The sequence below is a fragment of the Priestia sp. BR_2 genome, assembly GCF_041954005.1.
Lineage (GTDB): Bacteria > Bacillota > Bacilli > Paenibacillales > Paenibacillaceae > Paenibacillus_AQ > Paenibacillus_AQ lautus_A.
On record NZ_JAVFHM010000188.1, the window covers coordinates 1 to 24,124 of the forward strand.

Consider the following 24,124-nt stretch of genomic DNA (forward strand, 5'->3'; position numbering starts at 1 on the left):
ATAAATAATTTCATCATTCTTTGGCTCATACTTTGTGACGATAACTAACTTATCCGCTTTATTCTTATCTGGAAAATGAGCATATTCTAATAACTGCCCAATGGCAAGTCTTATAGCAAGTTTAACGTCACAGGTTTTTAATTCATAATATATCTTTTCCTTACTGGCGGTTTTAACTACGATGTCAATATTATTTACTTCTAAATCAACAGATACTATATTTCTATCGTGTTTCAAGTATTCATACATGGAGTTTTGCAATTCATTATGTTGAAATGAAATTATATAATCGGAAGGAGAGACTAGTACTTGTCCTTCTTTCTTTTTCCTATCCGATGTTTCATTATCGGCTGATTGTTTCTTTCCATACTTATTAATCAGTTTTAAAACATGTTTTTCATTAAATTCTTGATCTAGCATTTTAATTCCACAGTGGTTATCTCTAATAAATTTGTCTATGATTGGCTTCTGATTGCGAATAAAACTCTGTAAAGTGTCTAAATAAAAAGAGTGTTTCGGATAATAGTATTTCCACTTCCATTTACTTAATTCCTTAAAGTTAATTTCAGTTTTTTGTTCTAATAAGGGTACCATTTCTGAAAGAAATTTCGCCTTATTTGCATCATCTTTTGCACTCAACTCTATAAAGCTTTTTCCGTTATTTTCAACACCCCATGAAATATTATGTATCTTCTCCAGAGTGTCTCCCCCATTCCAAAAAGAAATCAGTAGATATTTGGCATCTCCTATAAAAAAATATCCCTGCTCTAATCTATTGGCGTTATTTATTTTTCTAGGAACAAAATAAAATGAATCATCATTTAACTGAATATTAATCAATAAATCCCAGCATTTAGAGTGCATATCTAAAATGTTTTTTGTGTAAGTCATATCTTTGCTCCCCACAAGTTAACTCTTCAAAATTTATAATATTAGGGATTTAACCCTGCGTTTCTGCATCATGGTCCCTGAGTCTTAAAATATGTCCTGCTTTGTTGCTTCGAATAGGATCTCTACAGTCTTAAACACTGCTCCGTATCTAGGAACCCCGTGAATACCTTAATAATATGTGTCTTGCTAATCTTAGTAAATACCTATCTCGGGTTATTATGATATTCCTCATCGGCAAGTACCTTTTTGTTAACCGATAGCTTCTTTCAGTAATTACATTTCCTCCTGTTTTTAACATTGATAAAAGAACGGGTGTTCGCATATAATACAAACAAATGTTCCTGTTTTATCAAAGGAGGAATATGTGTTGAAATCATCCAAACGTGTGGTGATGCTTGGTGACTGCCAATCCTTTTATGCGAGCGTGGAAAAAGCCGAACATCCTGAATATAAGGATCGGCCCTTGGTGGTCGCTGGGGATCCGGAACGCCGATCAGGAATAGTCCTGGCGGCCTGCCCACTTGCAAAGGCAAAAGGAATCACAACAGCAGAAAGACTCGGGGAAGCAGTGGCAAAGTGTCCGGATCTCGTTGTGATTAAGCCGCGGATGCAGCGGTATATCGACGTATCCATGCTGATAACGGATATTTACAAGCAGTATACGGACTTGGTTGAGCCGTACAGTATTGATGAACAGTTTCTTGATGTAACCGGCTCGATGCATTTGTTTGCGGATACTCCTGAAGAGATGGCACGGATCATTCAGACGCATGTTCAGGCAACCACAGGAGTTTATACTCGCTTTGGAATTGCCGAAACCAAGATCCTCGCTAAAACTGCCTGCGACAATTATGCCAAAAAGAATCCATCCGGTATTTATACTTTGACCAAGGAGATGCTCCCAGAAACGCTCTGGAAGCGGCCGGTTAGCGACATGTTTATGGCCGGCAGCCGGATGACGAGACATTTTACTACTATGGGCCTCCCGACAATTGGTCATGTCGCACAGACTCCGTTGGGCAAGCTCAAACAAATGATGCGGCGGAAGTTTGGAAAGAACTCCGACATCAATGCGGAAATGTATTGGCGGATAGCAAACGGCATTGATGACAGTCCCGTAAGGCCGGGGACGCACCAGGTCGCCCCTAAATCCGTCGGCCACATGATGACGCTGCCTCGGGATTACGGCACGATCGAAGAGATTAAGGTAGTGCTACTGGAACTCACGGAACTGGTATGCCAGCGTTGTCGGGCCTTAGGGTTTGCGGGCCATGTAGTATCGGTCGGGTGTATGGGAGCGGACTTTGATCGCCCCACCGGCTTCTCCAGGCAAATGAAGATGGAGGATCCGTCTAACATCACTATGCAAGTATACCGCTGGGCCTGCAGGCTGCTGGAAGAGCATTGGGATGGTTTGCCGATCCGGCGGGTTGGCATTAGCTTGACGCAGCTCACTCCCGATAACGAATACCAGATGTCTCTGTTTGATAATGGCCGTGAGAAACAAATGGCATTAGAACGGACAACTGATGCTCTAAAAAACAAATATGGAAATTCAATTGTGATTCGAGCGGTCTCAATGACGGCAGCGGGTCAAGCACTCGATCGATCGGCTAAGATAGGAGGTCATTATAAATGACAACAACACGTAAGAAGCTTGAAGGCAACGGTCTTTGGGAGTCCAGTCGCATGATGCTCCCTGAACATAAGGAGACAATAATTCGCCGGCAGCTGGAGGAGGGGAGAAAAGATAGGCCAACGCTCGATCCGCAAGAAATGGAGTTAATTGAACAGGCTCTGGCCGAGTCCTTTCATGAGCACCGGGCCGTTACAGTAAGGCTATTTGATGAGTACGAAGACGTGGAACTGAGGGGTATTGTCGTATTGATCCACACATTCAGACGAGAGATCAAGTTGTCCATGTCTGAAGGTGAATGGCAATGGATTAAAATAGATGAAGTTATTTCAGTTGGATGACAATCTACTATAATAAATGAAGTCATTAAAAAAAGCAGCCCGTTTAAGAGTTGCTTTTTTTAATGTGCTTATTCATGAATTTGTTTTGCGATATCCATCAATTCTTCAAGCGAGGCCGTATTAGCTGAAATAGTAAAGAGGTGATCATCAGAGATCAAATGTACAACTTTTCTGACTTCCCCATCAACATACAATGCTTTAAGACCATTAACCTCTGTTAATTCAGAAGTCTCAGGGTAATAATCTGTCTTCAGGCTCTCAATAGCATCTGACACTCCCATATTTGCATCGACTTGATTTATACGAATCTCATCACCATCTGTGGTTGTTAATAAGGATCTAAGGTGAAGTCCATACTCCCTTTGCAACGCTTGAATATTTTGTTGAGTTAGTCCCAAGGAACTGAGTAATGCAGCAGCATTATCTTTTAAAAGCGGAATATGTATATCTGCCTCCGGTACATCAGCTAAATCGATAGTTTCAGGATCCTGAACGCCAGGGCCCACTGTTGTTTCTGGCTTTATTTCAAACGTTTCTTGGTCTGGCGATGAAGTTTCAAGCACATGACTTTCCTCATTTTGCTGTGGTTCTAAAGACGACGCAACAACCGGAATAACGGTTTGTTCAGCACCAGCAGCGTAAGAATAGTATGCAAACCCTCCGCCACCAAGAACAAGCGCACAAGCTAAGGCCGTAACGGCAACTTGTTTTTTCATTTTTTGATCATCCTTTTGTTCTGTATTTTTACTCTCATATATAAAACCCCACAGAAACAAAAAGGTTGGAAATTAAAATAGCATTACTGGATTTCAATTCTTTGGAGGGTTGTAAAGAACTGTGATTTTGTATATGCTTTTTGTGAGAAAAGTAAGTCTTTCGAAAGTCACAAATTGCTAACGCAATTGCTAACAAAAACTTAAAAACACAGGAAAACATGTGCAGATCTAAACCTATATATAATGAAGAAACTAAACAGGCTATACCCCACAAAAACGTTTCCCTTAGCTCAGTTGGTTAGAGCGGTCGGCTCATAACCGACTGGTCGGGGGTTCGAGTCCCTCAGGGCCCACTTTATGAAAACCCTTGCGATGCAAGGGTTTTTTGCTGTTTATAGGACGGTTTAGACCGAACGATATGAGATTTTACGATAAGGTGAGATTGCTGCTGAAGGCATCTAAGCTTATCGGTTTATTTTTAGAAAAAGGGCCCATACATAAGATATACGGTAGAAAGGAGTGTATGGGTCTTCATGCTAGAGCACATGATTATTTTACTTCGTAGTATATCAGCATTCGTTATTTTGTTGATTATTACGCGGTTTTTGGGCAAACAAACGTTGTCTAACATGAATTTTCATGAATTTGTTACGGCCGTGATATTAGGTGCAATTGCTGCGAACTTTGCTTTCAATGAAAAAATGGAAGTCATACACCTGCTAATCTCGCTTGCCGTATTTACATTTACATCATATTTTTTATCAAAGATCGTGGTGAAGAATCGTAAATTCCGCATGTGGGCTGAAGGGACGCCGAGCGTAGTTATAGAAGGCGGCAAGATCCTGGAAGAGAATCTAAGGAAAAATAAGCTAACCTTAGATACGATCAATCAGATGTTGCGCAAAAGGATATATTTGACATCTCGGAAGTGGAGTACGGCGTATTAGAGATCAATGGAAAGATATCTGTAATGAAGAAAAAGGAATACCAGAATGTAACTTTAAAAGATATGTAAAAGGGCTTGAAAGGGAATCAGCAGTTTCCGATTGAGCTTATCATGGATGGACAACTATTAGAAAATAATCTAAAAATCAATGATCTTTCACCAGAGTGGATTAAAGAAAAATAAAAAGTCCGGAACAAGGAAATTGCAGATGTTTTTATGCAGTGAAAGGAACCGACGGTCAGCTGTACATCGATCTTTATCGGGATAAAATACAGCATCCCGTTTATGTAGAGTAACGACGCATCACATACAGCCGGAATCTATATAATAGGAGAAGCTAAAACCCTTGCGATGCAAGGGTTTTTTGCTGTTTACAGAACGGTTTGGCTGACGCCTGAAGACACTGAAAGTATGGGTAATATCCTTAACATTAGCACAATCTGATCATGATTGCCGAAATGTCCAGACTAAGACCGTCTATGTACATAAACTGTACCATTCCATAAAGCAAGGAGGTTAAATCGGTGAGCTGCGAAAAAGGTGGTTACAACGGTTACGGTAATCCAGTAGGAACTGTTCTGGTTTTATTTATTCTCTTGGTTATTATCTTGGGAACGTTTTGGATTTAATGAAGCTCCTTAATGAAGCATTCATTGATTTAATTTAATTCATCAAATTACGATACTGCACCCATGTGGTATCCCCAATTACGATAAACGGGGACGGCAACTTTCCGTCCCCGTTTTTAGCATTTTCATTGTACATAAACTGAACATTAAACAACGACACCGCAGAGATCAGTATGGTCGCCTTAGGAACTGAAAAAAATGTGACAAAGGTCCACAGGTCATAAACGGTATGAGATTATGGTTCATTCATACGCTGGGTTATCAGTGCTATAAGCCGGAGATATTTTCATTTGAGAAAATTGAGTGATTTTGACTAATCTATTGTCCATATCCATTAATTCAATGGACTCATATATATGTTAAGGATTTCGTTGATAAAAAGGAGGAAGCACAAATGCACAGAAGCACAGTATCAGGAAAGGCAAAAAATACGGTCAAACAACTGCAAACGCCTAGAAGACATAGCGGAATATGGGCGGGTAGCGTTGCAAAGGCAATGAGAACGGTGATTGCCGCACAGAGATCATTGAACGCACAAAATCCGGTTGTTATTAGTCAACGAACCAGAAGAATAAGTACGAATCGAAATTGGGTAAATGCACTAGAAATCGAGCGAAATCCGGCGTGGGTGGCGCCGCAAGCCGGTGAATCGTACGTTTGGGGAAGAAATGACCCTAACGGTCCTGCTGCTGTGGTCGCCAGAAGATTTACGATTAGAGACGATATTGAGAGAGCTAGCTTATTCCTGTCCGTGGATAACTTTGCCATCGTTTTAATCAATGGACGGTCGGTCGTTATCGACAACCCGCAGGGCAACGTTTCATTCTTTAATCCGGGAAGAACTTTTAATATCAGACGCTTCCTTCGGAGAGGTACAAACGATATCGTGATCGCCGCTTTTAACTTCCCGTCAAATGCAAACAGAAGCGGAGATAATCCAGCTGGTGTCCTTGCCCGTATCGAGATTGAACTAGAAGATTAGTCCGGTAGTAGCTCAAAGTATCCACCGGCTGAGTAGCGGCCCGTCGAGTGCGGCATTGAGCTGCTTTCGCGATATTAGCATTCCATCATAACGGAAGCGAGGGGAAGTTTTCATTCTTCCCCCGATTCCGGATGTGGTCGTTGCTTTTTTTTGCGTTTACTTAATTGCTTTGCGATGGTGTAGCCGATAAGATATGCAGCAGAAGAGGTGTTTCCGTCGACTGTATATGGAACTAAGGACGCATCGGCGACGATCAAATCTTGAACCCCGTGTACCTTTCCTTTACGGTTAACGACTCCTCCTGCGGATAAAGGAGCCATCCGCAGAAATCCTTGCTGATGGTGATTGTGATCGAAATTTTCCTTAATAAATTCTTCAAGCCTGTCATCGTCATCGATAATATCAAATGTAGGGGATAAGAGACGATATGAAGAATCAATCTGTTCCAACTCTATGGCAATATCTTTGATATACGTTCTATAAATTCTTTTTACCGCCTCCATGTCGTCTGGATTTGAGAGAAATCCCTCATCTGCCAATACGATATTCAGCGGATCTTTGCTTTGTATGCGGATCGTCCCATTGCTCTTGGGTCGCAAGTACAGAATCGCTAGGGTCAATTCTTCATCGGATCCAATACCAACGAGTTGAACAGCCCGCTCATCCGGATCGATGCCAGATGGATCTGGCAAGAAAGCTCCTCCCGTATACAGTGTGTTGGGGTCTAAGGGAGGGAGGGGACGATCTTGTGAATTGGTAGCAAATACTGCGAAATTTAACGTATGGTTTTTTAACCTTTGCCCTACGTTTGGATTGTCGAAGATGACAGGGATTTCAGCCTTTTTCAGCATTTTGGCGGGTCCGATTCCTGACAACATCAACAACTGAGGGCTGTTGATCCCCGCCGAAATAATAACCTTTTTGCGGGAATACGCATAGCAGCACTTGCCATCCTTCAAATATTCAACGCCAATGGCCCGCTTACCGGAGAAAAGAATACGGAGAACCGTTGTTCGAAACTTCACAGTTAGTTTTCTGTTATTCACTCCCCGACCTGTGGCCGTCATAATATCGCGAGACAGGAAGGCTGTGGAGGAGCTCTCCCTACGGCCATCAGGCTGTTGGTATAATTGCCAACGGGTGAACGGTCCCATGGGAGTATTCGGATCATTATAGTCAAGAATGGTCGGATAACCTGTTGCCCGCTCGATCGCAGTTGTCAGCTTGTGAGCCATCGGCGTTGGAGTTTCGGGTGCTTGCCGGATGTTAATTCTTCCTCGATACCCGTGTGCATTGATATCTGTGGTTTCTCCGTTATAATTCTCCAATGATTTGAAACGTCGAATCGCTTTCTCGGGTGACCAGAGAGGTCCAAGCAGCCGTTCCCACTTTCGGAGCACGGCGGATGTCGGTCTTACATATTGTTCTCCGTTGATTGAAGAACCGCCTCCCGAGAGTCGACCTGTTGTCCATTCGAATGCGCGTTCATCAAGTTCCTCTTGGGGGATGCCTTCTCCCTGCCAAAAGTAATTCGGAAAGAAGCTTTCTTCCAATTCAAGTGCAAAGGTTGAATCCTTAATCGGTTTGTCTTTGTCATGGTTTCCGCCCGATTCTAAAACAAGCACGGAGGTTCGCATGTCGTCAGTAAGTGTCTTCGCTATCACGGCCCCGGCCGGGCCTGTGCCTACAACGATGTAATCATAAGTTGATTTTTTCTCCATTAAAGCACTCCTTTTGGAAATGAACTAATTCAGAATATTAATTTGCTCTGACAACTGTGCTTAACTCTGCAATATGATCATGATTCAAGTGATGCTCAAATCCAGAGGAGCCTAAAAGATCCATCAGAAGACCCGATCAGCGAGATTTGTAATTGGGAACAACTTACGGTACATTTTAATGGAGTCGTTAGGGACATGTACTTCCAAACGCCGAGGCTGGTGGGATGCAGCTCATTTTCGTACATAGGATGGGGGATCAAGGTGTCAGAGTGGGTATTGAATCAGTCCTGGGGACTGCCCGTGTTGCTTGCCTTCTTAGTGATCGTATTCGTATTCGAGTCAAGGAAGGCTTTTAAGGCATATCAGGAAAAAAGACGTTTTGAACTGGGATGGGCCCTATTGTTTGCGCTTGTGGCTTTATTGGCGATTATTGTCCTGGTGGCTTATTAATACATAACAACGAAATCTAAAGACCCTGCCGGAAGTTTCCGGCAGGGTCTTATTCTGTCATTGTCTAAGACGAGAGAGTATGTTGTTTCAGCGTATGATTACCGCTCATTCGTGACAGCTTCCGTAGCAGCCCAGGCTCTGCCGGCACGCATGGCCAAGAAAAAGCAGAGGATGAGGACGATCGATGCAGAGATGTATGGGAAGTTGATGTCCAAATCAAACAGATAACCTGCGACAAGGGGCCCCGCGATGTTCCCCAGACTGGTATAAGCCGAGTTCAGGCCGGCGACGTAGCCTTGCTGATCCTTTGCCAGCTTGGACATTTGCGTGCCGATGGCAGGACGCAGGATGTCGATCGACAGGAAGACAAGGAACGTCACAAGGAAGATTAGCCAATATTTATGCACAAACAGCGTTAACAGAATGCAGATTCCCGCTGTGAGCAAGCTGAGCGTAATGACCCTTTTCTCGCCGTACCGGTTCAGGATCCAGCCGAATATCGTTGCCTGCACGACAGCGCCCGCAATGGAGCCAAACGTAATGATCATGGCGATATCTTTAGGGGTGAATCCGAATTTATGATCCACGAACAGGCCGAACACCGTTTCATAATTGGCAAGACCGAACGACAGAACAAATACGATGATCAGACTAAGGAAATACGGCTCCCTGAACGAACGGACCAGCTGGACTGCCAGGCTCTCCTGTTTCCGTCCCAGCACGGTAGGTGCTTCTTGCTTGGCGGATGATTCCGGAAGCAGCAGCAGCGTCACCAGAGCGGCAATGCCCCCGGCTACGGCTGCGGCGTAGAAAGGAACACGAATGCCAAACTCGGCAATGAAACCCCCGATGCCGGGTCCGATAATGAAGCCTGTCGTAATCGCTGCATTAATGAATCCCATCCCCCGGGCACGTTCCTCATTGGAAGTGACGTCTGCCGTATAGGCCATGACGGCGGGCATGATGAGGGCGGCGCCGATGCCGCCCAGCATTCTTGCCGCGAACAGCAGCGTCGGCGTGCTGGCCGCTCCGAATAACCATTCCGATATGGCGAATACAATCATGCCGGAGATGATGATTTTTTTGCGGCCCATGATATCGGACAATCTTCCCGCAAGCGGCGAGAATAGCAGCTGCGTTAATGAAAAGGCGGCAACCAGCATGCCCACGGTGCTTCCGCTGATATGCAGCTCCGTCATATAGGTAGGCATAATGGGGATGACAAGCCCGATGCCGGTGAAAACTAAGAATATATTGAACATGAGGAGCAGAATGGCTCCATTGTTTCGCAATAGTAATGACATGATGATTCCTCCAAAGATAAAAACGATTAATGATGTTGTACGGTTTTCTTTCTATACTGAACGTTCGGTTTATAATAGAGCATAAAAAAGAGAACGGGGCGTTTACGATTTCTTTTCGATCCCGTGCAGGAATACTTGAATGGCCGTATGATAAAGGGCAAGCGGATTTTTTACCTTCGTGATGCGGGACATCTGGCTTAAGCCTACGATGAGGCTTTCAAAAATGAGGGAGAGCTGCTCCACGTTATGATTCTCAAACTCCCCTTGATCAATCCCTTGCTGCAGCAACTTCTGATTGAATTCCAGGTGGCTTCGGATAATCCGGACGATTCGCTGCTCTACTTCCTCGGATACGTCTCCATTGTTGTTCATGAATTCGTCCAGAGCTTTGGAGAAGGGGTGGTTCAGATCATCAAACACCAGTTGGTCGGCAATTCCGTACAATTTCTCAACGGTTGTGGTGTATTGCTGCTCCTTGCTGCTCCATTTCTGTTCCCACTCGAGGTCCCATTCCTCGATCAAATACAGAAACAGCCCTTCCTTGCTTTTAAAGTGATAATAGATATTCCCTTTGCTGCTGCCGGTGGCTTCGACGATTTCCTCGATCGACGTTGATTTGTATCCCTTCTGCATAAATAGCGCCTTGGCGGCTTCGGCAATGCGTCGCTTGGTATCTTCGGTTTGCTGTTGTTTTTTGTTCACGCATGCACCCCCTTATCCCCTAGGCTATCGTCAAAATTGTATATACTGAACGTTCGTTCTGTATCTTAACAAATGGGTTTAAAATATTCAAGAGAAAATTCTATCCGGCGCTCCGGGATCGAAGCCTGTCCTAAAAAAATAACCGTTACCTCCAAAAGGCAGCGGTCATTGTCTTACATGCGAACGGCTTATTAATGGTTGACTTCGATGAACTTGCGTGATTTCTCATGGTAGGACATCAGCTCGGATACGGTAACAAATGAATAACCTCTTTTTTGCAGCTCCGGCAAAATCACCTTGAGGGCTTCAACCGTCTGCGTACTGCTGGGTACAAAATCGTGCATAAGTACGATGTCGCCGTTACGGGCGTTATCCAGAACCTTTCGGACGATGCGGTTGACGCCGGGCTTTCGCCAGTCGAGGGTATCCTGGTGCCATGACCACAATACGGTCAGCATGCCCAAATCCTTGCTCGTACTCACAATGGCTTCATTATAGCTGCCCCCGGGCGGGCGGAACAGTACGGTCTTTATGCCGGTGGCTTGATAGACTGCATCCTGCGTTTGATTCAGTTCACTTGATAACTTCGTGACGTTAATATTGTGAAAGGGCGGATGCGTATAGGAGTGGTTGCCGATTTCATGTCCTTCCTGCAGTTCCCGCGCGACGATGTCGGGGTGTTTCTCCACCCGGCTGCCTACAACGAAGAAGGTGGCTTTAGCGTCATACCGCTTTAACAGATCCAGAATTTGAACGGTATTATGCTCGTCCGGGCCGTCGTCAAAAGTGAGGGCGATCACCTTGTTCTGCGTGGGCACTTCCCACACGATCTCGCCGCGCTCCTCATAATAATCTCTGCCTTTGGAGGCGGAAGGCACGTGCTCCGCATGCACATGGCCGGGATAACCAAGAATCAGCGCAAGGGCAAGCAATGAGAAGGCTGAGCATGTTCGTTTTTTCATGTCGATGGGTTTCCTTTTCTTCTGTTGTTCTAGTCTCCGCATGTAAGCACGCGAGCTTCATTTAGGATGCACGGTAACCGAGAAATTATTCTGTAGGAAGCTCCAGCGGGGAATGCAAGCGCGCCGATTGCGAAGGAGGCCCTTGATTTGCTGTCGGTACCTACAAGCAGAGCGATGGCGCTAGTTCATCGAGATGAATGCTTGGCCCGGGGTGATGCGAAAAATTATGAGTTTCATATATTGACATCATATGGTTGTACATGGTATTATCGATTTTGTCGCTAAGACGAAATGTGCACACCTAGATTTCGGGATGATCTCGCAAAATATTGCGAATTCCACGCGTACCTTCGGGCTTTTCAAGTGAACGTGAACGACGCTAGGAACATGCGCGGATACAATATGCCGGGGTGGCGGAATTGGCAGACGCACAGGACTTAAAATCCTGCGGTAGGTGACTACCGTACGGGTTCGACCCCCGTCCTCGGCATTATAACAGCGTCTGGTATGATGCAAAATAAGTCGGCCCCCGTATGGGTGCCGGCTTATTTTTTAAATCGACGCAAATTCATCAGCGGGCGTTGTTCCTGCGGACCGAAGCGGAAGATGCCGCGTCCCGATTAAAGTGATCGCATTTCTTTTTTGATTCCATGCTGACCTGCGTGAGGAGGAGGGAGAGGAGACATGCGGATGTTTAACAATGATTGGGACCTTATCCTGCAGGGAGAAGTGGATAAGCCTTATTTTCAAGCTTTGATGGAACGGGTGGATGAAGAGTACCGGCGCAGTACGGTGTATCCTCCCAAGGAAGATATATTTCGGGCTCTGCAGCAAACATCGTACCAATCGACGAAGGTCGTTATTTTGGGACAAGACCCTTATCACGGTCGCCGGCAGGCGCAGGGACTGAGTTTCTCCGTCTCGCCCGGGGTTGCGATTCCTCCGTCTTTACGCAATATACATAAGGAGCTTTCATCGGATCTGGGGATTTCCGCTCCGAATCATGGGTCCTTGCAATCATGGGCGGACCAGGGAGTTCTGCTGCTCAATGCCGTGCTGACGGTTCGCGAGGGCGAGCCGAACTCGCATAAAGGCATCGGGTGGGAGACCTTCACCGATAACGTCATCGCGAAACTGAATGAACGTGAAAGGCCCATGGTGTTTATATTATGGGGCAGTTATGCACAGAAGAAAGGTTCCTTCATAGACCGAAGCCGTCACAAGGTGCTTGAGTCCAGTCATCCGAGCCCGTTTGCAGCGCACAAAGGATTCTTCGGCAGCCGTCCATTTTCAGCATCGAATGCTTTTTTAATGCAAGAGGGTATGGATCCGGTGAATTGGGACATCCCGAACACGCCGGACGATGGAGATGAATAATCCGCGAGAGGTGACCTTCATGAAGCATTGGATCGGTCGTCATGTTGTCATTCAGCGTCTAGACGGGGCGAAAAGCACGGTTGAAGGTGTGCTGAAAGGGTGGGATCCCGTTCAGGAGAAAGTGATTCTAGGCCCGGGCGAGCTTATCATTCCGTTTCGAGCCATTCATAGAATTATGCCGAGGAACTCCTACCCGGCCCTGAACTCCATCGGTTATGTCGTGAGTCATACCATTCAATTCGATAATGCCGTTTATTTTGGATCCTGCGTCATGGTATGGAGGGGCAACCAGCTGGTGTCTTCCCAGGCCATCCTGACATCTCACGATGAGGATACCGTCACACTGTCGAATGGCACGATATTGCGTAAGGACGAGCATGATTTCGTGGTTCGATCCCTGCGCGGCAATGCGTGATTCTTTTAAAATAAAGGATGTCCCACCAGCCAGCGCAAAGTTGGCGGGGACATCCTTTTTTGCTGTGAGGCGCCATCATGCGTCCTCTACTTTTTCGGCGAGGAACAGCTCGTAAATTCGCACCGCGATAATTTTGATGATCATGTAGGCCGGAATGGCCAGCAGGATGCCGAGCAGTCCGAAGAAGTCGCCGCCTACAAGAATGAGGACAACCGTGGTCAGCGGGTGAATATCCAGCTGTTTCCCATAGATGACGGGCGTCAGGATATTATCTTGAATCTGCTGGGCGATGACAATGACCACGACGGACCATATCGCGATGGAGGGCGATTCGATAAATCCGATGATGACGACAGGAACGGTCGCCAGCAGCGCACCGATGTACGGGATGAAATTCAAGAAGAAGGAGATCACCGTCAAGAGCAGGGAATAGGGCAGTCCGATAATCAAAAATCCGATATAGATCATGACGCTAAGTATAAGATTCAGGATCACTTTGCCGATAATAAAATTGCTGAGTGCCGTATCGATCTCGCCCAGCACCTCCTGGCCGTCGCGGCGGTATCGTCTGGGCAGGACGCTGAGCAGTCTTGGCGGGAGCTTGCTGCCTTCCTTCAGCATGTAATACAAAATGATTGGAATCGTAGCGATAATGACAACGACGCCAGATACAACGGAAATCAGGTTATTGATGGAATTGCTGATCCAAGTGATGATCCGGTTCATGTATTCCGTTAGGGAGGTAGACAATTCGGATTCCGTTGGTACATAGCGGGACCAGAATTGATTCTGTTGAAGCTGGTCGATCTGCTCCTCCACGCCCTCAACCAGGAAGGGGGCGTTGCTGATGAAGTTTTCGATCTGTTCACGGAGCGTCGGCCATACGACGATGCCAAAGATCGCGCAGAGACCGGCAAACACGAAATACAGCATCAGGACGCCGATGGATCGTTTGATTTTGCGTCGCTCCAGGTAGTCCACGATCGGCCTAAGCAGATAATAGAAGAAGCCGGCCATGGCCACCGGAACGATCAGCATGTTGAACATGGAGACGATGGGGCGAAACAAAAAGCTGATTTCGGCTCCTAGGTAGATGATTAAGAGCAGTGCGATTATGCCAAAGCATGTCCTGAAATATTTGCTCTGCATCATGGGCAATCCCTCCATAACTACGAATAGGTAAAATACACGGGTACCATGTAACATTTGTATTTAACCAATTTGGAGGGAGTTGAAATCACCAGTTTATGTTATTAGTTTCGTATGGTGACCCTGGTATGGATGGGCACGAGGGAAGCAAGCTCCACCACGTCCTCGTTATACATCCGAATGCAGCCATGGGAAACGGAGCGGCCGATGGATGAAGGGTCATTCGTGCCATGGATGCCGTAGTGGGGTTTGGACAACCCTAACCAGTAAGCCCCGAAAGGACCGCCGGGATTCGGTTGTTTGTTGACGATGGTGTAATTGCCGGGCGGCGATTGCGTAGCCATTTTGCCGATGGCAACCGGGAACGTGCGTACCACGATGTTGCCGTCGAGCAGGTGCAGCTGAAAGTCGGACAAATCGACAATAATGCGGTATTGAGGCATGATCATCCATCTCCTTCAAGATTCATGCTATGAAACAGGGGGGAGATCGGCCCCAAAATGGTCTAAAATAGGCAAATTACACCTTCATAACTTGGTAGAAATTTCATCCGTTGAGGACGGTTGGCCGATGTTATATTTAATATGTTAAGCAGTTACAACGTTTACACCAGGAAGGGGAAGCCGATGTCTCCCGCAAGGCTATATCTAAAATATATTAAAAATAATATGTTTACCAAAATGCTGCTGTTAATCGCCCTGATTGCGGTAGTTACCATCGTCACCTTATCGTTTCTTATGTATTACTTCTTGTTTCAATCGGCCGTCCGCAGCGAGCTGGACATCCAGCGGAGCGCGGTGGAGCGGGTGGAACGACACCTGAATCAAAAATACGAGAATGCCCAGTCCTATGTGAACGACTTATACCGCAACAGTTCTTTGGGCATTGACACCTCCTATTTCCTCATGAACTCGTTCAACGAGTATATGGCCAAGCGAATGAATCGGATCGCGGGCGGGGGGCAGTCCAATTCGGACAGCGTAGTCGCTTATTTCAAACAGAGGCTTGACGATGATCCGGATATAGAGAACATCATGCTGTACAGCGCGGAGAAGCAGTATGTCTACGTGTACAAGCAGGGCAGCATGACAAGGCTGTATCAGGCGAATGCCACGCATTCCTACATTCCCGACGTGATGGCGCTCGAAAGCCAGAGCGTCACATTGCCGAATCTATGGATACGCAAGCTGGCCGGAGACGTGACATTGCCGTTGTTCTCGATCCGAAGCCCGATTAATGATATGACCACTTACAAAAATCTGGGACAGCTGCTTATTTTGTATCGAGCGGAAGCGCTGGATGCCGTGCTGAACAACAGCGACGATTCCCTGAAGGGCTCCGTTCTGGTGTTGTCGGGCGACGGCCGCGTGATGTTTGACTCCTCCGGCAAATATTACGGCGAGAAGTATCCGTATGCCGACCAGCTGCTGAATTCCAAGGAAACCGTGACCCTCGATGAGGAATCCTATATTACAACGGCAGCCCATAATCAGGCAGGCTATACGGTGGTGGGCATCACGCCCAAGCGCGAAATCGCGGAATCGTTCCATGGCTTGCAGAGCACCATTATCATTGCTGCCCTGCTATGCATCGTGATTGCAGTGTCCATCCCTTCCCTGATGATCGTCAATTACTCCAGAAGGACCGATAACATTATTCGTTTTATGCGCAAGGTCGAGAAGGGGGAGTTCGTGGCCCGGATGCAGGATACCAAGGACGATCAGCTGGGGCAAATCGCTGGCAGCTTCAATGAAATGCTGGATGAGCTTTCCCGTTACATCGATAAGGTGTATAAAGCGGAGATTAACCAGAAGAACGCGGAGCTGTCTGCGCTGCAGGCTAGAATCAACCCGCATTTTTTATACAACACGCTCGAAGTGATTCGAATGAGGGCTCTCTCGCAGGGGGCGCAGGACGTTGGCGATATGATCTACAGCTTGTCGATGCTCTTCAAGAATATCGTTCAGCATAAGTCCCACTACACGCTGAAGGATGAGCTGGAGGCGTGCAGGCTTTATTTGGAGCTGTTTCGCATTCGCTATAAGGACAAGTATATTTACAAAATGCACTGCGACGATCAAATCAAGCATGTGCCGATGATCAAAATGTCGCTGCAGCCGCTGATTGAGAATTATATCGTTCACGGCCTGCGCAGCGATCAGGACGATAACTGGCTGACCATCAACGCGACGCAGGAGGATGACGAGGTCCATATCGAGATCAAGGACAATGGGAAAGGGATTCCGCCGCAGCGGCTCGAGGACATCAAATCCCGGCTGGATGTGGCCGAGTCGAGCGGAGAATCGTTTGGTCTGCGGAGCGTGAATGAGCGATTAAAGCTGACATATGGAAGTTCGTACGGAATGGACATCCAGAGTGAGCCGGGTAACGGAACGACGGTGACAGTGAAATTTCCGGTGACAGAGAGGAAGCTGAATAACGATGTATAAGGTATTTATCGTGGACGATGAGCCGTTCATTATAGAGGGATTGGTTGATGTCGTGGATTGGTCGAAGTATGGCATCGAGGTGGTCGGTCATGCGGAGAACGGCCGTCAGGCACTGGAGAAGATGGCGGTCGTTCCGGTCGACATTCTTATAACGGATATATCGATGCCCGTGATGACGGGGCTTGAACTGATCGAGGGCGCACGCAAATTAAACCGTAATCTGAAGGTGATTATCCTGAGCGGTTTCGACGACTTTGCCTATTTGAAGGAAGGCATGCGGCTCGGGATCGAGAATTATCTGCTCAAGCCGATCAACCTCAAGGAACTGGAAGAAACGATTGCAAGCACAACGGATAAAATGAACAAATCCAGAAGGGAAATGAGACTGGACGAGTATGACATCAATATTTTGCGGAGCAACATCCTGTATCGCTGGATCACCGACCGGATCGAGCCGGAGGAGCTGGAGGAGCGGGCGACCCTTCTGGGGTTGAATCTCAATTTGCCCTATGTTATGGCATCTATCCTGAGAGCGGACTTCACGCCGCTGGAGAACTGCCTGTATCAATTAATGGACCAGGAGCCGGGCGTTCTGTATTTCCGGGACAACGACGGCGATCATGTGGTCATCTTCATGATGAAAGACCCGGATACGGAAAAAGCGAGGGCAATCCGCCTGCTGCAGCAGGTGCGGGAGCAGTGCTATGAAGAAGAGCTGAGCATTTCGCTCGGCAGCGTGGAGAGCCTCGGCGGGAATTACAAGGACAGTTATCTCCATGCCAAGGAAGCCCAGGAATACTATCTGGTTCTGGAGCAGCCCTCCTACGTGGATTATGTTGATGTTCAGGCCAAAAAGGGAGAAGCGGCTGAATCCTATTCGGTACAGTGGCCCGATTATGCCAAAGGCATCGCCGGAAGGGACAAGCAGGTGCTGTTTGATCTGATCGACAGCGATTTTGACCGGCTTCGCCACACCCAGGGAATGAACCCGACGACCTTGAAGAGCATCGCGGTCGAAATGGTCATTCGCCTGAAACTGGAGCTGAACGATATCCAGTATACGGCCGCCCCTGATTTCGTGAAAAACACCATTACCGATATTATGGATTCCGTATCGATCGACGATCTGATCAAAGCGGTGAAGGATGGGGTTGGCGGGCTGGTCGATTCGCTCAACAATGACGTGAAGAGCCCTGTCATCCAGCAGATTCTGAATCATATCCAGCACCATTACAACGAGGATTTGTCCTTGAAGGTGCTGGGAGCTAACTATCATATCCATCCGGTCTATCTGGGTCATCTGTTCCATAAAGAGACGGGAGAAAACTTCACGGAGTACATTAACCGGTACCGGATTGAGCGGGCCAAGGAGCTGCTTCGGAACTCTTCGACAAAAGTGCAGGATATCGCAAAAAATGTCGGTTATTGGGAAACCGGTTATTTCTATAAACAGTTCAAAAAATTCGTCGGCGTATCGCCGAGGGATTTTAGAGGAATGCTCTGATTGATAGAATCAGAGTTTTTTTCTTTATTTTCACCATAATACCTTTAATTTTTCGCCTATGTGAAACTGCTTTCATGGGATAACCTTATATGTGTAGAGACACAAGGATTCAAAAGGGAGGATAAACATGAGTAAATCGAAAAAGAAATGGCTCCTGCCGCTAACGCTTTTATTGTCCGCGTCCATGCTGTTGTCTGCATGCGGAGGCAATAAAGAAGAGAGTGCAGGAAACGGCGGGGGAACTGCCGAGAAACCGGTTGAGCTGATCTGGTACACCATCGGAACACCTCAAAAGGATGTTGACAAGGTTGAGGCAGAAATCAATAAATACACTGCTGAGAAGATTGGTGTAACCGTTGACATGAAAATGATCGACTTCGGGGATTACAACCAGAAGATGCAGGTTATGGCAGCTTCCGGCGAACCGATGGATATCCTGTTCACGAGCTCATGGGCGTTCGATTATGTGCAGAACGCACGTAAAGGCGCATTCATGGAATTGGACGAGCTGATCGAAAGCCACGGAAAAGGCATTAAAGAAGCAATCGATCCGGCGTTCCTGGAAGGTTCCAAGGTTGACGGACACAACTATGCGATTCCGGCCAACAAAGAACTTCCTGCTCAAGAAGCATGGCGCTTTAACAAAACATTGCTCGATAAATACAATCTCGATATTTCGAACGTAAAATCGATGGAAAGCTTGGAGCCGCTGCTCAAAACGATCAAGGAAAACGAACCGAACGTCGTTCCTTTGGCCATCAGCAAAGACTTCGGACCATTGCTTCCATTTGACTACATCATCGAAAAAATGCCAATGGCCGTATACCTGGACGACAAGGAAGAACTGAAAGTCGTGAACTTCCTCGAAATGCCGGAAACGATGGACATGCTTAAGTTGATGAACAAGTACTACAAAGCGGGATACATCTCCCCAGAAGCTGCAACAACAACTTCGACGCAAGATCTGATGACATCCGGCAACTGGTTCACGGACCGTGCGGCTACACAGCCGTTCGCGGACAACCTGTGGAGCCAAAGCTACGGCTATCCTGTCGTATCTACTCCTGCCGGCGATGCAAACATCTTTAACTGGTCGGTTATGGGTTCGATGCAAGCGATTTCCGCAAACTCGAAATACCCTGAGAAAGCAATGGAGTTCCTGAACCTGCTGAACACCGACGTATATCTTCGTAACCTGGTTGACTCCGGTATCGAAGGCGTGCACTACAAGAAGCTTAGCGAGAACGTAATGGAAAACTTGCCAGAATCGAAAAACTACGACATGCCTACTTTTGCGCTCGGCAATGTCATGCTGACTTACTTGAATCCTGAAGATCCTGAGAACAAATGGGAAGAGTTCAAGAAGTTTAACGAGTCCGGCCAGCCTGCTCCGCTTCTCGGTTTCAACTTCGATCCAACCAAAGTATCCACAGAACTCGCTGCTGTCAACAACGTAAAAGAAGAGTTCTGGGCGCCGCTGATGACAGGTACCGTCAATCCTGAAGAGTTCCTGCCAAAAGCGAATGAAAAGCTGAAAGCTGCTGGTCTGGATAAGATCATCGCTGAAGCACAAAGCCAAATTGATGCTTGGAAAGCAAGCAAGTAATAACAATGCATGAAGCGGCCTGCCTGCCTTAAGGGGCAGCAGATGCCGCTGCAGCATGAACAAGGACGGGGCGGCGGATGTTCACCGCCCTTCTTTTGTTCATTTCATGCACATCACGAGGAGGGGTAAGCGTGAGAGCAATCGGACAGTTTTTCAAAAATATTATGACGAATAAGGCCATGCTGTTCATGGTTTTGCCGGGGACCCTGTGGTTTCTCTTATTCTCATATTTGCCCATGTTCGGGACCATTATTGCATTTAAGGAATACCGCTTTAGCCGAGACGGGTTCTGGGCAAGTATCGTTAATAGTGAATGGGTAGGATTCCAAAACTTTAAATTCCTGTTCAGTACCAACGATGCTTACATCATTACGCGCAACACCGTTCTTTATAATTTCGTGTTCATCATATTAGGTCTCATTCTATCCGTAGCGCTGGCTATCGTATTGTCTGAAATCGTGAACAAGAAATTGGCGAAAGTCTATCAAACCGGCATGTTTCTGCCGTACTTCCTGTCCTGGGTTATCGTAGGTTACTTCGCATTCAGTTTCCTGAGCATGGACAAAGGGATGCTGAATCAGATTCTGGGCTGGTTCGGCATGGAGCCGGTTCAGTGGTATTCCGAAGCCAAGTATTGGCCGATATTCCTGACGTTGATCAGTTTGTGGAAATCCGTAGGTTATAACAGCGTCGTCTACCTGGCGGCGATCATGGGGATCGACAAATCCTTGTACGAGGCGGCGATGATTGACGGAGCGAACAAATGGCAGCAGATTAAAGCCATCACGCTTCCGATGCTGAAACCGCTGATGACCATTTTGACTCTTCTTGCGATCGGTAAAATCTTCTACGCTGACTTTGGTCTCTTCTATCAAGTGCCAAGGGATTCGGGAACCTTGTATTCCGTAACGAACGTCATTGATACCTATGTATATCGCGGTCTGAAAACAACGGGCGAGATCGGCATGAGTACTGCTGCGGGTCTGTACCAGTCGGTTGTCGGATTTATCCTGGTTATGGTATCCAACTATATCGTTCGTAAATACGACAAGGATAACGCATTGTTCTAATCGATCAATCATCAAGAAGGGGGTATGTGATGTGTTCAAATCGAAAAGCAAGATGAAAGATTTCCATCAGCTTTCATCCGGGTGGAATGTCGTATTCAACCTGATTGCCGGTATTTTCTCGTTCCTGTGTGTATTTCCGTTCCTGTTCGTTATGATCATCTCATTTACAGACGAAGGCTCACTGGCCCGAAACGGATACCAAATCTGGCCGGAGAAATGGAGTCTTGAAGCTTACAAGTACGTATTCCAGACAGGCGACACGCTTCTTCGTTCTTACGGCGTAACGATCTTCGTCACGGTCGTAGGTACGCTGCTCAGTCTGTTTATCATTTCGCTTTATGCTTATGCCATCTCCCGCAAAGGGTTCAGATACCGGAACTTCTTCTCGTTCTTCGCATTTTTCACGATGCTGTTCAACGGGGGCCTGGTGCCGACTTATATCGTAGCAACGCAATTGCTGGGCCTGAAAGATTCCATCTGGGCTTTGATTCTGCCTTTGGCGCTCAATGCCTTCTATATCATGATTCTGCGTACGTTCTACAGCACCAGCGTGCCGGACGCCATCATCGAATCCGGTAAAATCGACGGTGCGAGCGAGTTTAAGATTTTCTACAAGCTGGTATTGCCGCTATCCCTGCCGGGTCTGGCTACCATCGGTTTGTTCAGCACGCTTGGGTATTGGAACGATTGGTTCAACGCATTGCTCTACATCGACGATCCGAACCTGGTTCCGCTGCAATCCATGCTCATGCGGATCGAAACCAGTATGCAGTTCATCCTGCAGAACTCGCAGAACTCATCCCTTAGCATGGCCGCTCTTCAGAGCATGCCGCAGGATACTTCGCGGATGGCGATGGTCGTTCTGGCAACCGGACCGATTATTCTGGCATATCCGTTCTTCCAGCGCTACTTCATTCAAGGTCTGACCATCGGCGCGGTTAAAGAATAAATTCTTCAAGTACCGGAGGGTATAAGATGACTTATAAAGATCCCCGTAAACCCATTGCGGAAAGAGTGGAACATCTGCTTGGCCTGATGAACCTGGAGGAAAAGGTGGGGCAGTTGATCCAACCGTTCGGCTGGAAGACCTATGAGGTGAATGAAGGTCAGATTACATTAACGGATTCATTTAAAGAGCAAGTTAAAAATGGCGGCGTCGGATCCCTTTACGGGACCCTTCGCGCCGATCCATGGACCGGTGTAACACTTGAGACCGGTCTTTCTCCGCGTGAAGGAGCGGAAGCCGTCAATCACATCCAGCGGTACGCCGTTGAGCAGTCTCGACTTGGCATTCCGATCCTGATCGGGGAAGAATGCTCGCATGGTCACATGGCCATCGGCGGCACGGTCTTTCCGGTGCCGTTGTCCATCGGGAGCACGTGGAACGTGGATTTATACCGCGACATGTGCCGGGCCGTCGCGCTGGAAACACGCAGCCAGGGCGGCGCGGTCACCTATTCGCCGGTGCTCGACGTCGTGCGCGATCCAAGATGGGGACGTACCGAGGAATGCTTCGGTGAAGACCCGTACCTGATCAGCGAATATGCGGTCGCATCGGTGGAAGGCCTTCAGGGCGAGTCTCTGGACAGCCCGAGCAGCGTTGCGGCGACCTTGAAGCATTTCGTTGGCTATGGCAGCTCGGAAGGCGGGAGAAATGCCGGACCCGTGCACATGGGCACGCGTGAGCTGATGGAAGTGGACATGCTGCCGTTCAAGAAGGCCGTGGAAGCGGGAGCGGCCTCCATTATGCCCGCCTATAACGAGATTGACGGCGTGCCATGCACCGTCAATACGGAGCTGCTTGACGGCATTCTCCGCAAGGAGTGGGGTTTTGACGGCATGGTAATCACCGACTGCGGCGCCATCGATATGCTGGCCAGCGGCCATGATACCGCCGAAGACGGAATGGATGCCGCTGTGCAGGCCATCCGCGCCGGCATCGATATGGAGATGTCTGGCGAGATGTTCGGCAAGCATCTTCAGAAGGCTGTCGAGTCGAACAAGCTGGAGGTCTCCGTATTGGACGAGGCCGTACGCCGTGTATTGACGTTGAAATTCAAGCTCGGATTGTTCGAGTCTCCTTACGTGGATCCCCAGACAGCCGAGAACGTGATCGGCAGCGAGCAGCATGTCGGACTTGCCAGGCAGCTTGCGGCAGAAGGCATCGTTCTCCTTAAGAACGAAGCAAAGGCTCTGCCGTTATCCAAGGAAGGCGGCGTGATTGCCGTCATTGGACCTAATGCCGATCAGGGATACAATCAGCTTGGAGACTATACCTCTCCTCAGCCGCCGGCAGCCGTGACCACCGTGCTTGGCGGAATCCGCGCGAAACTAGGAGAAGATGCCCAGCGCGTATTGTACGCTCCGGGATGCCGCATTAAGGACGACTCCAGGGAGGGCTTTGAATTCGCATTGACTTGTGCGGAACAGGCCGATACCGTGGTTATGGTGCTTGGCGGTTCCAGCGCCCGCGATTTTGGCGAAGGCACGATTGATTTGCGCACAGGGGCCTCGAAGGTCACGGACGATGCTTTAAGCGACATGGATTGCGGTGAAGGCATTGACCGGATGACGCTTCAGCTATCCGGCGTTCAATTGGAATTGGCGCAGGAGATCCATAAGCTTGGCAAGCGGATGATCGTGGTGTACATCAACGGCCGTCCGATCGCGGAGCCGTGGATCGACGAGCATGCCGATGCGATTCTGGAAGCATGGTATCCTGGACAGGAAGGCGGACATGCGGTAGCGGACATTTTGTTCGGGGACGTGAATCCGTCCGGCAAGCTGACCATGTCGATACCGAAGCATGTCGGGCAGCTGCCGGTTTACTATAACGGCAAGCGGTCGCGCGGTAAGCGTTACCTTGAAGAGGATTCCCAGCCGCGTTATCCGTTCGGATACGGGCTTAGCTATACCGAATTCAGTTATTCGGATATTCAAATGACTCCGGAAGTAATCGGAACGGACGGTACGGCGATTGTTTCCGTGAACGTTACAAATAGCGGTGACTGTGAAGGGTCCGAGGTTGTACAATTATACGTAAGCGATGCCGCCAGCAAATATACGAGACCCGCCCGTGAACTGAAGGGCTTCCAGAAAATTTCCCTGCAGCCCGGAGAGCGGCGCAAGGTGGAATTCACGATCGGTCCGGAACAGCTTCAATATATCGGTCAAGATTACCGGCAGGTGGTTGAACCCGGGCTGTTCCGTGTTATGCTAGGCAGGCATGTGAACGATACGCTTAGTGCAGATCTGACCGTACAGGAGGATTAA

21 protein-coding genes, 2 tRNA genes and 1 pseudogene are annotated in these 24,124 nt (G+C 47.8%); 16 read left to right on the top strand and 8 right to left on the bottom strand.

Annotation, left to right across the window (positions count from 1 at the left end):
• Positions 1-891 (bottom strand): hypothetical protein (locus RB298_RS10300; RefSeq protein ID WP_486047017.1); only part of this gene is annotated, 891 nt, incomplete at its 3' end.
• A 367-nt stretch (positions 892-1,258) separates the two neighbouring features.
• Here RB298_RS10300 and RB298_RS10305 point away from each other — a divergent pair.
• Both RB298_RS10305 and RB298_RS10310 read left to right on the top strand, forming a co-directional pair.
• Positions 1,259-2,530 carry a DNA polymerase IV gene (locus RB298_RS10305; protein ID WP_486047018.1) on the top strand — a complete coding sequence of 424 codons (1,272 nt, stop codon included), beginning with the start codon at positions 1,259-1,261 and terminating at the stop codon, positions 2,528-2,530.
• A complete protein-coding gene (locus tag RB298_RS10310; protein ID WP_486047019.1) occupies positions 2,527-2,868 on the top strand; it encodes a YolD-like family protein in 342 nt (113 codons plus the stop codon). The genes RB298_RS10305 and RB298_RS10310 overlap by 4 nt, the downstream gene beginning before the upstream one ends.
• A gap of 68 nt (positions 2,869-2,936) precedes the next feature.
• Here the strand turns inward: RB298_RS10310 and RB298_RS10315 are convergent, their stop codons facing one another.
• Positions 2,937-3,584 carry a DUF4367 domain-containing protein gene (locus RB298_RS10315; protein ID WP_486047020.1) on the bottom strand — a complete coding sequence of 216 codons (648 nt, stop codon included), beginning with the start codon at positions 3,582-3,584 and terminating at the stop codon, positions 2,937-2,939.
• 282 nt (positions 3,585-3,866) lie between these two features.
• On the opposite strand from RB298_RS10315, the gene RB298_RS10320 reads away from it, so the two are divergent.
• The 4 genes and pseudogenes from RB298_RS10320 to RB298_RS10335 all read left to right on the top strand — a co-directional run bounded on the left by RB298_RS10320 (position 3,867) and on the right by RB298_RS10335 (position 6,141).
• A tRNA-Ile gene (locus RB298_RS10320) sits at positions 3,867-3,937 on the top strand.
• 192 nt (positions 3,938-4,129) lie between these two features.
• A pseudogene (locus tag RB298_RS10325) lies at positions 4,130-4,599 on the top strand (DUF421 domain-containing protein).
• Positions 4,600-5,054: 455 nt separating this feature from the next.
• Complete coding sequence (locus RB298_RS10330; protein ID WP_374705851.1) at positions 5,055-5,159, top strand: YjcZ family sporulation protein; 105 nt, start codon at positions 5,055-5,057, stop codon at positions 5,157-5,159.
• Positions 5,160-5,553: 394 nt separating this feature from the next.
• A complete protein-coding gene (locus RB298_RS10335; RefSeq protein WP_486047021.1) occupies positions 5,554-6,141 on the top strand; it encodes a hypothetical protein in 588 nt (195 codons plus the stop codon).
• A 110-nt stretch (positions 6,142-6,251) separates the two neighbouring features.
• Here the strand turns inward: RB298_RS10335 and RB298_RS10340 are convergent, their stop codons facing one another.
• Entirely contained in the window at positions 6,252-7,862 is a 1,611-nt protein-coding gene (locus RB298_RS10340) for a GMC family oxidoreductase (protein ID WP_486047022.1), read from the bottom strand.
• A gap of 261 nt (positions 7,863-8,123) precedes the next feature.
• Here RB298_RS10340 and RB298_RS10345 point away from each other — a divergent pair, with 261 nt between their 5' ends.
• Complete coding sequence (locus RB298_RS10345; protein WP_228468767.1) at positions 8,124-8,312, top strand: hypothetical protein; 189 nt, start codon at positions 8,124-8,126, stop codon at positions 8,310-8,312.
• 98 nt (positions 8,313-8,410) lie between these two features.
• On the opposite strand, the gene RB298_RS10350 is transcribed toward RB298_RS10345, so the two are convergent.
• From RB298_RS10350 to RB298_RS10360, 3 genes are all read right to left on the bottom strand, one after another.
• On the bottom strand, positions 8,411-9,616 hold the full coding sequence (locus RB298_RS10350) for an MFS transporter (protein ID WP_486047023.1): 1,206 nt from the start codon (positions 9,614-9,616) through the stop codon (positions 8,411-8,413).
• A 102-nt stretch (positions 9,617-9,718) separates the two neighbouring features.
• Positions 9,719-10,318 (bottom strand): TetR/AcrR family transcriptional regulator, encoded by a 600-nt coding sequence (locus tag RB298_RS10355; RefSeq protein WP_251493697.1) that lies wholly within the window; start codon positions 10,316-10,318, stop codon positions 9,719-9,721.
• 191 nt (positions 10,319-10,509) lie between these two features.
• Positions 10,510-11,280 (bottom strand): polysaccharide deacetylase family protein, encoded by a 771-nt coding sequence (locus RB298_RS10360; RefSeq protein ID WP_096773095.1) that lies wholly within the window; start codon positions 11,278-11,280, stop codon positions 10,510-10,512.
• A gap of 404 nt (positions 11,281-11,684) precedes the next feature.
• On the opposite strand from RB298_RS10360, the gene RB298_RS10365 reads away from it, so the two are divergent.
• The 3 genes from RB298_RS10365 (at position 11,685) to RB298_RS10375 (ending at position 13,072) form a co-directional block, all read left to right on the top strand.
• Positions 11,685-11,770: transfer RNA gene (locus RB298_RS10365), tRNA-Leu, on the top strand.
• Positions 11,771-11,970: 200 nt separating this feature from the next.
• Complete coding sequence (locus tag RB298_RS10370) at positions 11,971-12,657, top strand: uracil-DNA glycosylase (RefSeq protein WP_486047024.1); 687 nt, start codon at positions 11,971-11,973, stop codon at positions 12,655-12,657.
• 19 nt (positions 12,658-12,676) lie between these two features.
• Positions 12,677-13,072: a hypothetical protein gene (locus tag RB298_RS10375; protein ID WP_015734269.1), complete on the top strand. Its 396-nt coding sequence runs from the start codon at positions 12,677-12,679 to the stop codon at positions 13,070-13,072.
• A gap of 75 nt (positions 13,073-13,147) precedes the next feature.
• Here RB298_RS10375 and RB298_RS10380 read toward each other — a convergent pair whose 3' ends face one another.
• On the bottom strand, positions 13,148-14,224 hold the full coding sequence (locus tag RB298_RS10380; RefSeq protein ID WP_096773097.1) for an AI-2E family transporter: 1,077 nt from the start codon (positions 14,222-14,224) through the stop codon (positions 13,148-13,150).
• A 101-nt stretch (positions 14,225-14,325) separates the two neighbouring features.
• Positions 14,326-14,664, bottom strand: a complete 339-nt coding sequence (locus tag RB298_RS10385) for a L,D-transpeptidase (RefSeq protein ID WP_036671045.1) — start codon at positions 14,662-14,664, stop codon at positions 14,326-14,328.
• 183 nt (positions 14,665-14,847) lie between these two features.
• Here RB298_RS10385 and RB298_RS10390 point away from each other — a divergent pair, with 183 nt between their 5' ends.
• The 6 genes from RB298_RS10390 (at position 14,848) to RB298_RS10415 (ending at position 24,124) form a co-directional block, all read left to right on the top strand.
• Positions 14,848-16,671, top strand: coding sequence for a sensor histidine kinase (locus RB298_RS10390; protein WP_486047025.1), 1,824 nt, complete (start codon positions 14,848-14,850; stop codon positions 16,669-16,671).
• Positions 16,664-18,175 carry a response regulator transcription factor gene (locus RB298_RS10395; RefSeq protein WP_192569196.1) on the top strand — a complete coding sequence of 504 codons (1,512 nt, stop codon included), beginning with the start codon at positions 16,664-16,666 and terminating at the stop codon, positions 18,173-18,175. Before RB298_RS10390 ends, RB298_RS10395 begins: the two co-directional genes overlap by 8 nt.
• Positions 18,176-18,302: 127 nt before the next feature.
• Entirely contained in the window at positions 18,303-19,781 is a 1,479-nt protein-coding gene (locus RB298_RS10400) for an ABC transporter substrate-binding protein (protein WP_015734274.1), read from the top strand.
• A gap of 140 nt (positions 19,782-19,921) precedes the next feature.
• Positions 19,922-20,851 (top strand): ABC transporter permease, encoded by a 930-nt coding sequence (locus RB298_RS10405; RefSeq protein WP_175320733.1) that lies wholly within the window; start codon positions 19,922-19,924, stop codon positions 20,849-20,851.
• A 52-nt stretch (positions 20,852-20,903) separates the two neighbouring features.
• Complete coding sequence (locus RB298_RS10410; RefSeq protein ID WP_036666173.1) at positions 20,904-21,800, top strand: carbohydrate ABC transporter permease; 897 nt, start codon at positions 20,904-20,906, stop codon at positions 21,798-21,800.
• Positions 21,801-21,826: 26 nt separating this feature from the next.
• Complete coding sequence (locus RB298_RS10415) at positions 21,827-24,124, top strand: glycoside hydrolase family 3 N-terminal domain-containing protein (RefSeq protein WP_486047026.1); 2,298 nt, start codon at positions 21,827-21,829, stop codon at positions 24,122-24,124.

Bases quoted from the DNA above. Each gene is read 5' to 3' on its own strand.
- RB298_RS10385 (WP_036671045.1), bottom strand. From the start codon at position 14,664: ATGCCTCAATACCGCATTATTGTCGATTTGTCCGACTTTCAGCTGCAC.
- RB298_RS10400 (WP_015734274.1), top strand. From the start codon at position 18,303: ATGAGTAAATCGAAAAAGAAATGGCTCCTGCCGCTAACGCTTTTATTG.
- RB298_RS10335 (WP_486047021.1), top strand. From the start codon at position 5,554: ATGCACAGAAGCACAGTATCAGGAAAGGCAAAAAATACGGTCAAACAA.
- RB298_RS10360 (WP_096773095.1), bottom strand. From the start codon at position 11,280: ATGAAAAAACGAACATGCTCAGCCTTCTCATTGCTTGCCCTTGCGCTG.
- RB298_RS10310 (WP_486047019.1), top strand. From the start codon at position 2,527: ATGACAACAACACGTAAGAAGCTTGAAGGCAACGGTCTTTGGGAGTCC.
- RB298_RS10315 (WP_486047020.1), bottom strand. From the start codon at position 3,584: ATGAAAAAACAAGTTGCCGTTACGGCCTTAGCTTGTGCGCTTGTTCTT.
- RB298_RS10410 (WP_036666173.1), top strand. From the start codon at position 20,904: ATGAAAGATTTCCATCAGCTTTCATCCGGGTGGAATGTCGTATTCAAC.
- RB298_RS10370 (WP_486047024.1), top strand. From the start codon at position 11,971: ATGTTTAACAATGATTGGGACCTTATCCTGCAGGGAGAAGTGGATAAG.
- RB298_RS10395 (WP_192569196.1), top strand. From the start codon at position 16,664: ATGTATAAGGTATTTATCGTGGACGATGAGCCGTTCATTATAGAGGGA.
- RB298_RS10350 (WP_486047023.1), bottom strand. From the start codon at position 9,616: ATGTCATTACTATTGCGAAACAATGGAGCCATTCTGCTCCTCATGTTC.
- RB298_RS10390 (WP_486047025.1), top strand. From the start codon at position 14,848: ATGTCTCCCGCAAGGCTATATCTAAAATATATTAAAAATAATATGTTT.
- RB298_RS10340 (WP_486047022.1), bottom strand. From the start codon at position 7,862: ATGGAGAAAAAATCAACTTATGATTACATCGTTGTAGGCACAGGCCCG.
- RB298_RS10380 (WP_096773097.1), bottom strand. From the start codon at position 14,224: ATGATGCAGAGCAAATATTTCAGGACATGCTTTGGCATAATCGCACTG.
- RB298_RS10375 (WP_015734269.1), top strand. From the start codon at position 12,677: ATGAAGCATTGGATCGGTCGTCATGTTGTCATTCAGCGTCTAGACGGG.
- RB298_RS10415 (WP_486047026.1), top strand. From the start codon at position 21,827: ATGACTTATAAAGATCCCCGTAAACCCATTGCGGAAAGAGTGGAACAT.